The organism is Alphaproteobacteria bacterium (assembly GCA_037200005.1).
Taxonomy (GTDB): domain Bacteria; phylum Pseudomonadota; class Alphaproteobacteria; order UBA9219; family RFNS01; genus JBBCGY01.
The window spans coordinates 450020-464463 of record JBBCGY010000001.1 but is presented as its reverse complement, the minus strand read 5'-3'; the positions used below and the strand labels follow the sequence as shown (position 1 = coordinate 464463).

The following is a 14444-nucleotide window of genomic DNA, read 5'->3' as shown; positions in this document are numbered from 1 at the left end:
CAGGCGCGATTATACAAAGATTGTGACACGCTGAAAAACGGCGTATCATGATAACCATTCATTAACCTAAACTCATCTAAACGGGCAGACATCATGACAGTGTTAGCAGAAGCATTTCCCTTCGATTTCGCCGATCAGCGGCAGCATATGATCGACAGCCAGCTGCGCCCGAACCAGGTCACGGATGAAGCCGTGCTTGCCGCGTTCGGAGACGTGCCCCGCGAAATATTCGTGCCCGAGCGCCTGGCCCTTGCCGCCTATATGGACGAAGACATCGAAGTCGCGCCGGGGCGTTTCCTGTTCGAGCCGATGGTCATGGGCAAATTGCTGCAAGCCGCCGCGATCCGGCCACAGGATCGCGTCCTCGAAATCGGCTGCAATACGGGCTACGGCACGGCGATCCTGACCTATCTGAGCAACGCGGTTTTCGCCATCGATGCCGATGCCGAGCTGTTGAGCGCGGCGGAGTCCAACCTGACCCGCCTTGGCCGCACCGCCACCTTCATTCAGACGCCTTTCGAGGCGGGCTGTCCGGATCATGCGCCCTTCGACGTCATTTTCGTTCACGGCGCCTTGGGCAGCATGCCCGAAAGCTGGGGACTGCAACTGGCCAATGGCGGCCGCATGCTCGCCGTGGTGACGGCGAGCGGCGATGTCGCCAAGGTCGGCAAAGCGAGTCTTTACGTCAAAGGCCAGACTACGCTCACGCGCCACGAAATATTCGACGCCAATGTCGAGTACCTTCCCTCTTTTGAACCCCCGCAGAAATTTTCCTTGTAGACCACTCTAAGAATGCCGCCGCCGGTTTCGCGACGGTGCCTGCTTGTTATGACGGGAATGGTTGAGTAGATATATAGTCAGTCCGCTTAAAAACCGTAACAACGCCCCGCCGCATCTGTCATGCAGCGTTTTGGAAATAAACAAAAAGTCGACAGGGCTTTGTTACGGTTTTTAAGTTGACGTAGTATAGTCATCGCAACTCAAGAATTGGCAGGCGGCTTAGCGGCACAACCGCACCGGCTGAGATTTCGGGGCGCGGCCTGCCAACTCTTGAACTGCGAGAGCTGTCCTCATGACCACCGACCCCCAACCCGTGCCGCAGATCGAGGTCGAAGCCCTGCGCGATCTTCTGGCGGCATCCGATCCGCCCGTCGTCCTTGACGTGCGGCAAGATGATGAAGTCGCGCTGTGCCGCATTCCGGGCAGCCTGCATATTCCGCTGGCGAGCCTGGCGGAACGCGCGGGCGAACTGCCGAAGCACGGACGCATCGTCGTTAACTGCCATCACGGCGGGCGCAGCATGAGGGCGGCGCAATGGCTGCGGCAAAACGGTTTCAATGATGTCGCCAACCTCGCGGGCGGCATCGACGCCTGGGCGCGGCGCATCGATCCGGCTATGGAGACTTATTGATGAAAAATGTCCTGCTGCTGAGTACGGCGGCGATTTTGTTGCTCGGAAGCGCGGCGGCCCATGCCGACACGCTCGACGAAGCGCTGGCCAAATCCTATCAGGGCAGCCCCCGGCTCCAGGCGCAGCAGGCGCAGCTGCGCGCCATCGACGAACAGGTGGCGCAAGCCCATGCCGGCTGGCGTCCCACGATCACGGGCAACGCCGGCGCAAGCCATGGCGCGCAAGTATTCTCGGGCACCCGCACGACCCTGAAGCCGCGCGGCGTCGGGGTTCAGCTAAGCCAGCCGCTGCTGAGACTGCGCACGATTCCCGAAATCAGCGCCGCCAAGCGCGCCGTCGACGCCGCACGCGCCGGGCTGCAATCGCAGGAACAGTCGCTTCTGTTCGACGCCGTATCCGCCTACATGAACATCTACCGCGACGAAGCGGTGCTCGGCCTCACGAAAAACAACGAGCAGGTGCTGCAGAAACAGCTCGATGCGTCGCGCGACCGGTTCAAGGTCGGCGAGATCACGCGCACCGATGTCAGCCAGTCGGAATCCCGCCTCGCCCGCGCGACGGCCGACAGGATCCAGGCCGAAGGCGCCGCCGAGCAATCGCGGGCCAATTATCAGCGCGTCATCGGCGATACGCCGCAGGATATCCGTAAGCCGGACATCAACCTGCCCCTGCCGCAAACGCTCGACGAGGCGGCAGAAACCGCCGAAGCCGCCAATCCGGATGTCATCGCGGCGCATTTCGCCTTCGAGGGCGCGGACGAAACCGTGGACAGCAATTTGGCCAGCCTCCTGCCCCAGATCAATCTGGTCGGCAGCGCGGAGCGCGATTACGACCAGACCGCGGCGTTTGGCGGCAGAGCCGACAGCTACACCGTCGGCGTCCAGGCGACGATCCCGCTCTATCAGGCGGGGGCCGAATATTCCCGCACCCGCCAGGCCAAGCAGACCCGAAGCCAGCGGCAGCTCGAATATATGGAAATCAGACGGCGCGCCCATGAGAGCGCCGTCCAGGCCTGGCAGCAATATAAGACGGCGCTCGCGGCCATCAATTCCCGCAAGACCGAGGCGGAGACCGCGCGTCTCGCACTGACCGGCACCCAGGAAGAGGCCAAGGTCGGCACCCGCACCGTGCTCGACGTGCTCGACGCCGAACAGGACGCTTTCGCCGCCGAGGTCAATCTGGTCAGGGCGGAGCATGACGCCGTGGTCGGCGCCTATCAAATCCTGGCCGCCATCGGCAAATTGACGGCAGAAGGTCTAAATCTTTCCGGCCCGCGCTACGATCCCAAGGAATACCATGAGGACAATGCCGCCAAATGGATAGGCATAGGCGGCGAATAAGAGCGTTGCATTGCTACCTTAAAGCGTTAAACTTGCTCGTTTTTAACTAGGCAACGATTCGTTAGGGCCTTATGACGGCAGAGGCAGAAACCCAGCAGACTGAACCGACGATGGAGGAGATTCTTGCCTCCATTCGCCAGATCATCGCTTCCGATAAAGACGGCGCGCCGCCGCAAGCCGCCAACAGCGATGATATTCTTGACCTGACCGAGGTCGTCGAAGAGCCGCAGCCGGAACCCCTGCCCGATCCGGAACCAGCGCCTCCCCCTATGGAAGAGCCCTCTGTGGAAGAGAATGCCATGACCGAGCCCGATCCGGTTCCAGAAATCCAGAAATTGCCCGCCGAAGACCCTCCACCGGCGCAGACGGCGGAGCCGTTGATATCGGAGCCGTCGGCCTCGGCCAGCGCTTCGGCTTTCGCCGATTTCGCGCAGCATCTGCAAAATGAAAAACTGTCGCTGCCCGCCAATCTCTATGTCGGCGACGGGCAGCAGACGCTGGAAGGGCTGGTCGCCGGAATCATGCGCCCGCTGCTCAAGGAATGGCTCGACCAGAATCTTCCCGCCACCGTCGAGCGGCTGGTGCAGCGCGAGCTCGACCGCATCGCGCGCTTTCATAGAGACTAAGCGTGTCCAATAGGAAGAAGCTCTGGTCCGGGCGTTTCTCGGAAAGCGCCAGCGAATCCCTGGAAGACTTCTGGAACTCCATAGGCTTCGACCAAAGGCTGGCGGCGTTCGACATCCGCGGCAGCATCGCGCATGCGCGGATGCTCGGCGCGCAGGGCATTATTTCCGCAGAGGAATCGACGGCTTTGATCGCGGGCCTGGAAGGGCTGGCGGCGGATTTAGCCGAGGGGAAGATTGAGTTTGCCAGGGGTGACGAAGACATCCACATGAATATCGAGCGCCTGCTGCATGAGCGCATCGGCCCGGCGGCGGGCAAGCTGCACACCGCGCGTAGCCGCAACGACCAGGTCGCGCTCGACATGCATATGTTCGCGCGCGAAGCCTGCGCCGAGACCGCGCGGCTGCTCCTTGGCATGCAAAAGGCGCTGCTGAAACTCGCCGCCGAGCAGGGCGACGCGGTCATGCCCGGCTACACGCATCTGCAGCGCGCGCAGCCTGTCTTGTTCGGCCATCATCTGCTGGCCTATGTCTGGATGTTCCAGCGCGATATCGGGCGGATGCAGGATTGCCGTAAGCGCGCCAATATCTCGCCGCTCGGCGCGGGCGCGCTCGCGGGCACCACATTTCCCATCGACCGCGAGGCCACCGCGCGCGAGCTTGGCTTCGAGGGCATTTATCCCAACAGCCTGGACGCCGTCAGCGACCGCGATTTCGCCGTCGAGCTTCTGGCCGCGAACGCCCTGGTCGCGGCGCATCTGTCGCGCTTTTGCGAGGAAATCATTTTGTGGATGACCGGCGAATTCGGCTTCATCGCCCTTGGAGACTCATACTGCACCGGCTCCAGCATGATGCCGCAGAAGAAAAATCCCGATTTGGCGGAACTCGTGCGCGGCAAGACCGGAAGAATTTATGGCGCGCTGATTGCCATGTTGACGGTGCTCAAGGGCACGCCGCTGGCTTACAACAAGGACTTCCAGGAAGACAAAGAAGGTCTGTTCGATTCCGTCGATACGGTGCAAAAATCCCTTTTCCACCTGACCGGCATGCTGGCGACCCTGCGGGTCAAGCGCGACGCCATGCACGCGGCGGCGTCGAAAGGCTTTCTCAATGCCACCGATGTCGCCGATTATCTGGCGGCGCGCAACGTGCCGTTCCGCGCAGCGCATGAGATTGCAGGCAAGCTGGTGCGGCTATGCCTCGACGCGGGCAAGGAATTGCATGAATTGACGCTGCCGGAGTTGCAGAAATTCAGCGCCGCTTTCGCCGATGATGTCTATGCGGCGATGGATTTGAATAATGTCGTCGGCCGCCGCACCTCGGCGGGCGGCACCGCCCCCGCGCAAGTCGCCATGCAAACCAATCAGGCCGAAATAGCCGTTGCGGAAACCGAAAGCTGGCTTAAGACTGTTGCCCCATGACCCTCGAAAAAACCTACGATCCCGCCGCGACCGAGGCGAAGCATTACGACCGCTGGGAGCAATCCGGCGCGTTCGCCTGCGACCCCGATTCCGCCAAGGAAAAATTCTGCATCATGATGCCGCCGCCGAACGTGACCGGCAGCCTGCATATGGGCCATGCGCTGACCTTCACGCTGCAGGACGTTCTGGCGCGCTACAAGCGCATGGCCGGGTTCGACGTGCTGTGGCAGCCGGGCACCGATCATGCGGGCATCGCCACGCAGATGGTGGTCGAGCGCCAGCTCGCGGAACAGCAAATCCAGCGCCGCGACATGGGCCGCGAAAAGTTCCTGGAGAAAGTCTGGGAATGGAAAGCGGAATCCGGCGGCACGATCACGCGCCAGCTGCGCCGCCTCGGCGCCTCGCCCGACTGGAAGCGCGAGCGCTTCACGATGGACGCCGACCTCAACAAGGCCGTCAACAAGGTGTTCGTGGCGCTGCATAAGCAGGGCCTGATCTACAAAGACAAGCGCCTGGTCAATTGGGACCCGAAAATGCTGACCGCGGTTTCCGATCTGGAAGTCGAGCAAATCGAGATCAAGGGCCATATGTGGCATTTCCGCTATCCGCTGGCGGACGATCCGGAGCAATTTCTGTGCATCGCCACGACGCGGCCCGAAACCATGCTCGGCGACGGCGCGGTGGCGGTGCATCCCGACGACGAACGCTATAAGCATCTTGTCGGCAAGCTCGTCCGCCTGCCGCTGACGGACCGGCTGATTCCGGTGATCGCCGATACCTATCCCGACCCGGAAAAAGGCAGCGGCGCGGTCAAAATCACGGCGGCGCATGATTTCAACGATTTCGAGGTCTGGCAGCGCCACCGCGACAAGGATTATTTCAAGAAACAAATGAATGGCGGATTGATCAATCTCTTCGACCAGCACGCGCAATTGAATGAAAACTGTCCGCCGCAATATCGCGGGCTCGACCGCTATGAGGCGCGCAAGCGCATCATCGCCGACCTTGAAGCGCTCGGCCTCGTCGATAAGATCGAGACGATCACGCATGCCGTGCCGCACGGCGACCGTTCCGGCGTGGTCATCGAGCCGTGGCTGTCCGAGCAATGGTATGTGGACGCGAAAACCCTGGCCGCGCCCGCGCTGAAGGCCGTCGAGAGCGGCAACACGCAATTCGTTCCGGTGGGCTGGGAAAATACTTATTATGCCTGGATGCGCGATATCGAGCCGTGGTGCATTTCGCGCCAGCTTTGGTGGGGCCATCAGATTCCGGCCTGGTACGGGCCGGACGGGAAAATTTTTGTTGCTGAAACCGAGGCGGAAGCAAGTAAGCAAGCCACCGCGCATTACGGCAAACCCGCCGAATTGAAACGCGACGAAGACGTTCTCGACACCTGGTTTTCGTCGGCGCTATGGCCGTTCTCGACGCTCGGCTGGCCGCAGCAGACTAAAGAACTCGCGCGTTATTATCCGACCGACATTCTGGTGACGGGCTTCGACATCATCTTTTTCTGGGTCGCCCGGATGATGATGATGGGCCTGCATTTCATGCAGGACGTGCCGTTCAGCAAGATTTACATCCACGCGCTGGTCCGCGACGAAAAGGGCCAGAAAATGTCCAAGAGCAAGGGCAATGTCATCGACCCGCTCGACATGATCGACAAATACGGCTGCGACGCGCTGCGCTTCGCGCTGACCGCGCTATCGACGCCGGGCCGCGACATCAAGCTGTCGCCCGCCCGCATCGAAGGCTATCGGAACTTCGCCACCAAGCTGTGGAACGCCGCACGGTTTTGCGAGATGAACGGCTGCGGCTTCGACGCAACCTTCGAACCGCGCGAAGCGCAGCAATCAATTAATCAGTGGATCGCGGACAAAATCCGGCAGACCCAGGAATCCTTGAATGCGCATTTCGCCGATCACCGCTTCGACCTGATCGCGCAGACGCTTTATCAGTTCGTCTGGAACGATTTCTGCGACTGGTACCTGGAACTCGCCAAGCCGATTTTGCAGGGCGACGACTCTCCCGCGAAAATCGAAACGCAAAAAACGGCGGCATGGGCGCTGGCGCAAATGCTGAAGCTTTTGCATCCCGTCATGCCCTTCATCACCGAAGAACTGTGGCAAAGCCTAGTCGCGCCCGGCGGCATGTTGATGCGCGAAGACCTGCCCGCCCTCCAGGCGCAGGACAATGACGCCGGAGAAGATATCGCCTGGCTGATCAAACTGATTTCCGAAATTCGCGCGGTGCGCGGCGAACTTAACGTGCCGCCGGGCGCTTTCGTCGCGCTGCTGGCCACGGGCGCGAGCGACGCGAACCGCGCACGGTTCGCGATGCACGAAGCCACGATCAAGCGCCTCGCCCGCGTCGATAAAATCGAGTACGTATCCGCCGCGCCGCAAAACGCCGCGCAGATCGTTCTCGGCCAGATGACGATCTTTCTGCCGCTCGCGGGCGTCATCGATTTCGCGCAGGAACGCGCCCGCCTGGAAAAGGAATCCAAGAAGCTCGCCCAGGATATCGACAAGCTGGCGGGCAAGCTCGCCAATGACGACTTCGTCGCCAAGGCCCCGCCCGAAGTCGTCGAGGAACAGCGCCAGCGCCTCGCCGACAGCCGCGCCACCCTCGCCAAGCTCGAGGCCGCGAAACGCGCCGTTGCCGGATAGGCATTATTACTTTCAGGATTTTATGCTATGTTCAAAACATAGTTTTATTAGCAATTTTTCTGGATAAGGCCGTATGTCGCGGATCACGAAAACTCATTTCGCCCTCGGCGCGATCCTGGGCATAGGCGCCATCGGCTGGAGCGCACGGACTTTCCTGCCCGACCTCGTCAAAACCAGAAACAATTCCATCGAAACAAGCGTTTCAGTCGAAATGGCCGGATCCAGGCTTTCCGCCTTCAGCGTTAAAAACTCTTCGGTGCCCTATACGGAATGGGGTCTGGGGGTTAGTGGCCCCAAGGGACGCAGATTATTCCTGAGCCGGGAATGCGATTATTCTCCTATGCGCCCCAGATCCGTGCCTTGCGTGACCCATATTCCTTTCATAAAATAACCGAGTCCGCGAAGAGGCCCCGATGACACTGTTAACCAAACGCAATCTCGCCATCGGCGCTATGACGGTCTCTGCCGCATTGGGGCTTTGCGCGGTCGATCTTTGCGCGTCGGGCGCGCTCAACAATGTCAGCAATGAGTTTCGCATCCCCTTGCCCGGGAAGCGTTACGCCACCTTTTCTTTCGTTAATGCCGGATCGGGCAGCCGGGGACGATATATCGACATCGGCGCGACGATCCAGACCGCGGGACAGCCCATATTCAAGACGATCGGCTTTCGCTGCACGCCGTCTCCGGCAAAGCCGGTCTATTCCGATTGCGCGCCCCACGCCCGCACCCAGTCGATAGGCCAGCCATGGACGCTGTGACGGAAAAAAGCCCGAAATCCTCGCGCGCGCGCCGCTTCATCATCGCCGGCGCGGCGCTGACCGCCATGGCTATTACGGCTACCGTGGGCGTGAAAACCCATTATATAAACGGCGGCATGAATTTGAACGACAATGACGACGGCATACACGAGGCCGGTCTTAGCCTGGGCAGTCCAGGCGGCACGCGATACCAATTCTGGACAACCTATATGTCTTTCCCGTCGCTGGGATCGGAACCCGTTCGGCATTTTGCCATAGGCGTCGACCACATCAAGAATGTCGGCGGCAAATTCGTCAATACCGGAGGCGTCGGCATCGGCGCGACATGCGATTCTCCCTTTAATCCCCGGCATCTGCCGAGCATACCCAAAAGGGTATGCGGATTTCAGTATCCATAGGCGTCTGCCCATGCTCATGAGCAAACGCAACCTTGCTGTCGGCGCTATCGCAGCGAGCATGCTTGGTGTTGGCGCGGCCGCCATATGGATAGCGGGCGCGAAACCTTATATCGAAAACGACGAGGAACCGGGCGTCAGCAATATAGGCGTCGCCTGGCCGCGCCATAATCTCCAGCTTCAATTCTATCGCCAGACCGACGGCAGCAGCCACTGGTTCGGGATGAACGCCTACAGCTCTTCCGAGTCCGCCTCCAATGACTGGTCTTCCCGCGGCTTCAGGACAGGCTTTATCTGCGATCCCGTCCGTCCTCCAAGTCATGGTTTGTCCTGCAAACCTGTCGTCGGGCTGGAGCGTTAATGAGAAAAGCCACCCCCGGAAAATCATTTTTGTGTCATTATTTTCACGATTTTGAGCTATTCTAACAAGATATTGCTGTCGGTCGATATCGAGGATGGGTTGCATGTCCTGGCTTACTAAAAGAAATCTTGCCATCGGCGCGGGAACCGTCATCGGGGGAACGGCCCTAGGCGGCACCGCATTGTGCATGACCGGCATAGTCGAGGCGCATGCCTACGAGTATCCCTATTTGAACGGCGTCACGGTGACGATGCCCGGCCATGCTAGATTCGGCCTGTCGATCTCCGACAAGACTTCCCCTTTGACATTCGAGACGTCGACCGGCATAGGCCTGTCAACACCCTGGGCTTACAGCGGGGCCAGCTGGGATTGCGATCCCGTACCCGCGCGGCCCGGCGGTTTCCGCTGCAAACCGCAATTCAACTTCAAGCTCGCGCGATGACATCCATTCTGACAAAAAGAAACTTCGCCATCGGCGCCATCGCGGCGGCCAGCGCGCTTGGCGCGGGCGTCGTCGGTCTCTGCGCGTCGGGCGCCGTCAGTATTACCAATGACAATGATGTCAAAGGCGTTACGCTGAATCTGTCCGGCAACCGCCGATATAATCTTTCCGTTTTCGATTGGGCCGATAGCCGGGACATGGGAACCGAAACTGGGATCAGCTTCCAGACTCCATCCTCCTACAGCGCGCTCCGCAGAGATTGCGCGATCAATGTCGCCCCGGCGCGTCCCGGAAAACCCTCATGCTCTTCCCATCTTGTTTTGTTCGATCCTTGAGAGGCCGCCATGGCGTTAACTAAAAGCATGCGAACCACCCTTGCCGCCGGTGCGATTGGCGCCTTTGCCGCTCTGGGCGCAGGAGCGGTAAGTTTATATGCATCGGGCGCCGCTCAGATAAGAACGCCCGCCGATGACCCCGATTTCGGCTATGGGCTCGTGATCAATGGTCAAGGGCACGATAATTTGCGTATTTTCCCTTATGCCCCTTATGCAGGAGGCGTCAGGGGACAAGGAACTACCGCCACGATCGCAGGCGAAGGCCTGGGTTACGCCGTCAATGTCGGCGTAGCATGCTATCAGGCGCCGACACGCCCCGTGGGCTTCCCCTGTGAACCCGAGATCTCCATTAACCGCCTGTCGCCGAAGCCGCCATGATGCGAATCGCCGCCGCGATTATTTGCGCGTGGGCGCTCTGCCCTTTGCACGCCCAGGCCGCCGAACCGGCAAAGAAGGAAGGCGCGCAGACCGTCACTATCTCCCGCGCCGCCTGCCGCGCCTTGATCAAGCATCATCCGTCAGCCGACGTCGCCTATCAGCCGGGCGTGGATGTCAACGGCAAGAAGGTCGCCCCCGCCGATCTTGAGGATACGCCGCCAATCGAACTGCCGGAGACGATCGCCATCGAACTCGATTCCGGCCTGCGCCAGTGGCTGCCGAACCAGGATTATCCCTACAATAAGCTGGACGCCAGCAAGGTCCGCCTCGGCGCCATCGAGGTCACCGGCGATCAGGTGACTTATAACGGCCAGCCTTTGACCAGTCAGGCGCAGGAAAATCTGGCCGTTTTGTGCCTTGAGCAAAAGCCCTGAGCCTATATACTCTGACGCATCGTTTTCCCTTGTCAGAGATCATGAATGACCGCCTCGCCCGCCCCGCAGCAAAAAGCCCCCAAGCACGCCATCAGCCCGACGCGCGCGGAAAACTACGCCGAATGGTATCAGAAGGTCATTCGCGGCGCGGACATGGCGGAGTTTTCCGGCGTGCGCGGCTGCATGGTCATCAAGCCCTGGGGCTATGGCATCTGGGAATTGATCCAGGGAGCGCTCGACAAGCGCTTCAAGGATACGGGGCATGAGAACGCCTATTTCCCGCTTTTCATTCCGCTGTCCTACATCCAGAAGGAAGCGGCGCATGTCGAAGGCTTCGCGAAAGAGATGGCGGTCGTCACTCATCACCGCCTGACGATGAAGGACGGCGTGCTGACGCCCGACGCGCCGCTGGAAGAACCGCTCGTCGTGCGCCCGACTTCCGAGACCGTGATCGGCGAGGCTTTCGCGGGCTGGGTGCAATCCTATCGCGATCTGCCGATTCTGGTGAACCAATGGGCGAATGTCGTGCGCTGGGAACTGCGCCCGCGCATTTTCCTGCGCACCGTGGAGTTTCTCTGGCAGGAAGGCCATACCGCCCATGCCGACGAGGCCGAGGCGCGGGCGGAAACCGAGCAGATGCTGCGCGTCTATGAGGATGTGGCGCAAAATGTGCTGGCGCTGCCCGTCGTCGTCGGCGAAAAACCGCCGCACGAACGCTTTCCCGGCGCAGTGAATACTTACTGCATCGAGGCGATGATGCAGGACGGCCGCGCGCTGCAATCCGGAACCTCGCATTACCTCGGCCAGAATTTCTCCAAGGCGTCCGAGATCAAGTTTCAGAGCAAGGCGGGCGAGATCGAATACGCCTATACCACGTCATGGGGGGTTTCGACCCGCCTGATCGGCGCGATCATCATGGCCCATGCCGACGATGACGGGTTGCGGCTGCCGCCTGCGATCGCCCCGCAGCAAATCGTGATCGTGCCCATCCTGCGCGAAGGCGCGGATCACGACGCCGTTCTTGGCTATGCCGAAAAAGTTCTGGCGTCGCTGAAAGCGCAGAGTTTCAACAGCCTGCCGGTGCGGGCCAAGATCGACAAGCGCGACATGGCCGCTCAGGAAAAACGCTGGGAATGGATACGCAAAGGCGTGCCGCTGATTCTCGAGATTGGGCCGCGCGACGTGGAAGGCGGCCAGGTCGCCGTGGTGCGCCGCGATCAGATGACCGCCAAGAAACGCTTTGTCGGCGCGGATGAGTTTTCGTCGCAGCTCGGCGCGGAACTTGCGGAAATCCAGCAGGCGCTATTCGCCGAGGCCAAAACATTGCGCGACACCCGCACCGTCACGGATGTTACAAGCTTCGCCGAACTGGAAAAATATTTCGGCAAGAGCGGCGGGGGCGATAACGGCTTCACCGGCGGCCAGGGCTTCGTGCGCGGCAAATGGTGCGGCTGCGAGACCTCGCTCGCCATGCTCGACCCTCTGGGGGTGACGGTGCGCTGCATCCCGTTCGACCAGGACGGTAAGACCGGAACCTGCGTCCTGACCGGCAAACCCGCGACACAGGACGTGATTTTCGCAAGGGCCTATTAGATGATCTTCACTCCCTTTGAACGTCTCGTAGGCTGGCGATATCTTCGGGCGCGGCGGAAAGAGGGATTCATTTCCGTCATCACCTGGTTCTCGCTGCTCGGCATCGCGCTCGGCGTCGCGACGCTGATTATCGTCATGGCGGTGATGAATGGCTTTCGCGAGGAATTGTTCAACCGCATTCTCGGCCTGAACGGCCATGTCTATATCTATGGCGAGGCCGGGCCGCTGGCGGATTACGAGCCAATCCGGGCCCGGATCATGCAGCTGCCGGGCGTCGCGCTCGCCGACCCGATGATCGAGGGCCAGGCGCTGATGACCCAGAGCGGCGCGTCGAACGGCGTGATGGTGCGCGGCCTGCGCCCCGAAGACATACGCAAGCGCCCCGCCATCGCCGGGCATATCAGCGCCGGATCGCTGGACGACTTCAAGGACGACAAGATCGCCATCGGCATCCGCATGGCGCAACGCCTGGGCGTCAATGTCGGCGACATGCTGACCTTGATATCGCCGCTAAGTCGTTCAAGCGCGTTCGGCTCCATGCCGAGGCTGCGCGCCTATCCGGTCGCCGCGGTGTTCGATGTCGGCATGTATGAGTACGACAATAATTTCGTCTTCATGCCGCTGGAAGCGGCGCAGAGCTTCTACCGCCTCGAAGACAGCGTGACCTCGGTCGAGATTTTCGTAAAAGACCCGCACCATCTGAAAGATTTGCGCGCCATGGTGATGGGAGCCGCCGGGCCCGGTACCCGCATCCAGGACTGGCAGCAGCGCCACGCCAGTTTCATGAGCACACTGCAGGTCGAGCGCAACGTGATGTTCCTGATCCTGACGCTGATCATCCTGGTCGCGGCGTTCAACATCATCTCCAGCATGATCATGCTGGTCAAGGACAAGGGGCGCGGCATCGCCATCCTGCGCACGATGGGCGCGACGCGCGGCTCGATCATGAAGATTTTCTTCCTCAGCGGCTCCAGCATCGGCGTTATCGGCACCGCGAGCGGTACGGCGCTCGGCGTCTTCGTCGCGCTCAATATCGAAAGCATCCGGCAGTTTTTCCAGCGCCTGAGCGGCAAGGAACTGTTCGCCGCCGAATTCTACTACCTCTCGCAGCTTCCCGCCGTGATCGACTGGCATGAAGTGTTCCAGGTCGTCGCCATGGCGCTGGCGCTGTCTTTCCTCGCCACCATCTATCCCGCATGGCGCGCCGCCAGACTCGATCCGGTCGAGGCGCTGCGCTATGAGTGACATCGCCCTCGAGCTTCGCGGCGTGACCAAAAGCTTCGGCCAGGGCGACGGCAGGCTCGACATCCTGCGCGGCTGCGAGCTTGCCGTCCGCGCGGGCGAGCGGATCGCGCTGGTCGGGCCTTCGGGCGCGGGGAAATCCACGCTGCTGCATATCGCCGGACTTCTCGAACAGCCGGGCGGCGGCGAAATTTTCATCGGCGGCGTCGAGGCTTCGCGCGCCGACGATGCGCGCCGCACCGCGCTGCGGCGGCAATATATCGGCTATGTCTATCAGATGCACCATCTGCTGCCGGAATTCTCGGCGCGGGAGAATATCGTGCTGCCGCAGATGATCGCGGGCATGGACCGAAGCGCGGCGAACGAGCGTGCGGATGAACTGCTCAGCCTCGTCGGCCTTGCCGCGCGCGGCAGCCACCGTCCCGGGCAGTTATCGGGCGGCGAGCAGCAGCGCGTCGCGATTGCCCGCGCCCTCGCCAACCGCCCGCGCCTGCTGATCGCCGACGAGCCGACCGGCAATCTCGATCCCGCCACGGCGGGGCATGTGTTCGACATGCTCAAGGAATTGACGCGCGGGGCAGAATCTCGCGCTGCTGATGGCGACGCATAATTACGACCTCGCCGCGAAGATGGATCGCACCGTGGCGCTCAAGGACGGCAGGTTGGAATAATTTACGAGAGAACCGGAATCAGCGAACCCTGTATTGAACAGGCGGCGTGCGGCGCGCCTTGGCCGCGGCATAATCCGGCGTAGTTGGAAGCCGGCCCTTAAGATTGGATTCCGGCGGCGATGCCGCGGCGGCGGGCTGTTTTTGCGCGGGAGTCTTCACATGATTGACAATCGCCTGCGCGGCGCGACCGAACAGGAAAATCGCCAGACCCGCGCCTGTAACCTCGGCCCCGGTTGTGATCAGATCATTGACGGCATGGGCCCCTTCAGGCGAGGCAAATCCGGCGATGACCGTTCCGACCAACCCGGTGCAACCCACGGTCGCGCCGACGACATCGGTGATGCGGGAATATCTGACGGGAATGGCGTTCATGT

The 14444-nt window shown here is 61.0% G+C and carries 17 protein-coding genes and 1 pseudogene; 17 read left to right on the top strand and 1 reads right to left on the bottom strand.

Annotated features, from left to right (window positions below):
- The first annotated feature begins 93 nt into the window (after positions 1-93).
- From WDO70_02520 to WDO70_02440, 17 genes and pseudogenes are all read left to right on the top strand, one after another.
- Positions 94-780, top strand: coding sequence for a protein-L-isoaspartate O-methyltransferase (locus WDO70_02520; protein MEJ0062087.1), 687 nt, complete (start codon positions 94-96; stop codon positions 778-780).
- 292 nt (positions 781-1072) lie between these two features.
- Positions 1073-1411, top strand: coding sequence for a rhodanese-like domain-containing protein (locus WDO70_02515; GenBank protein ID MEJ0062086.1), 339 nt, complete (start codon positions 1073-1075; stop codon positions 1409-1411).
- A complete protein-coding gene (locus WDO70_02510; GenBank protein ID MEJ0062085.1) occupies positions 1411-2751 on the top strand; it encodes a TolC family outer membrane protein in 1341 nt (446 codons plus the stop codon). The genes WDO70_02515 and WDO70_02510 overlap by 1 nt, the downstream gene beginning before the upstream one ends.
- Before the next feature lie 71 nt (positions 2752-2822).
- Positions 2823-3377 (top strand): DUF2497 domain-containing protein, encoded by a 555-nt coding sequence (locus WDO70_02505; protein ID MEJ0062084.1) that lies wholly within the window; start codon positions 2823-2825, stop codon positions 3375-3377.
- A gap of 2 nt (positions 3378-3379) precedes the next feature.
- A complete protein-coding gene (argH, locus tag WDO70_02500) occupies positions 3380-4795 on the top strand; it encodes an argininosuccinate lyase (protein ID MEJ0062083.1) in 1416 nt (471 codons plus the stop codon).
- Positions 4792-7461 (top strand): valine--tRNA ligase, encoded by a 2670-nt coding sequence (locus tag WDO70_02495; GenBank protein ID MEJ0062082.1) that lies wholly within the window; start codon positions 4792-4794, stop codon positions 7459-7461. The genes argH and WDO70_02495 overlap by 4 nt, the downstream gene beginning before the upstream one ends.
- A 73-nt stretch (positions 7462-7534) precedes the next feature.
- The gene (locus WDO70_02490; protein MEJ0062081.1) at positions 7535-7852 is read left to right on the top strand and encodes a hypothetical protein; all 318 of its coding nucleotides are present in this window, start codon (positions 7535-7537) and stop codon (positions 7850-7852) included.
- 22 nt (positions 7853-7874) lie between these two features.
- Positions 7875-8219: a hypothetical protein gene (locus WDO70_02485; GenBank protein MEJ0062080.1), complete on the top strand. Its 345-nt coding sequence runs from the start codon at positions 7875-7877 to the stop codon at positions 8217-8219.
- Entirely contained in the window at positions 8207-8617 is a 411-nt protein-coding gene (locus WDO70_02480) for a hypothetical protein (GenBank protein ID MEJ0062079.1), read from the top strand. The genes WDO70_02485 and WDO70_02480 overlap by 13 nt, the downstream gene beginning before the upstream one ends.
- Before the next feature lie 16 nt (positions 8618-8633).
- A complete protein-coding gene (locus WDO70_02475) occupies positions 8634-8975 on the top strand; it encodes a hypothetical protein (protein ID MEJ0062078.1) in 342 nt (113 codons plus the stop codon).
- 103 nt (positions 8976-9078) lie between these two features.
- Complete coding sequence (locus WDO70_02470; GenBank protein MEJ0062077.1) at positions 9079-9417, top strand: hypothetical protein; 339 nt, start codon at positions 9079-9081, stop codon at positions 9415-9417.
- The gene (locus WDO70_02465) at positions 9414-9752 is read left to right on the top strand and encodes a hypothetical protein (GenBank protein MEJ0062076.1); all 339 of its coding nucleotides are present in this window, start codon (positions 9414-9416) and stop codon (positions 9750-9752) included. Before WDO70_02470 ends, WDO70_02465 begins: the two co-directional genes overlap by 4 nt.
- Before the next feature lie 9 nt (positions 9753-9761).
- Positions 9762-10130, top strand: coding sequence for a hypothetical protein (locus WDO70_02460; protein ID MEJ0062075.1), 369 nt, complete (start codon positions 9762-9764; stop codon positions 10128-10130).
- Positions 10127-10564 carry a hypothetical protein gene (locus tag WDO70_02455; protein MEJ0062074.1) on the top strand — a complete coding sequence of 146 codons (438 nt, stop codon included), beginning with the start codon at positions 10127-10129 and terminating at the stop codon, positions 10562-10564. The genes WDO70_02460 and WDO70_02455 overlap by 4 nt, the downstream gene beginning before the upstream one ends.
- Before the next feature lie 45 nt (positions 10565-10609).
- On the top strand, positions 10610-12157 hold the full coding sequence (gene proS / locus WDO70_02450) for a proline--tRNA ligase (GenBank protein MEJ0062073.1): 1548 nt from the start codon (positions 10610-10612) through the stop codon (positions 12155-12157).
- Positions 12158-13402, top strand: coding sequence for a lipoprotein-releasing ABC transporter permease subunit (locus WDO70_02445; GenBank protein MEJ0062072.1), 1245 nt, complete (start codon positions 12158-12160; stop codon positions 13400-13402).
- Positions 13395-14070, top strand: a pseudogene (locus tag WDO70_02440) (ABC transporter ATP-binding protein). Before WDO70_02445 ends, WDO70_02440 begins: the two are co-directional and overlap by 8 nt.
- A gap of 18 nt (positions 14071-14088) precedes the next feature.
- On the opposite strand, the gene WDO70_02435 reads toward WDO70_02440, so the two are convergent.
- Positions 14089-14442 carry a hypothetical protein gene (locus WDO70_02435; protein ID MEJ0062071.1) on the bottom strand — a complete coding sequence of 118 codons (354 nt, stop codon included), beginning with the start codon at positions 14440-14442 and terminating at the stop codon, positions 14089-14091.
- Between the last annotated feature and the right edge of the window lie 2 nt (positions 14443-14444).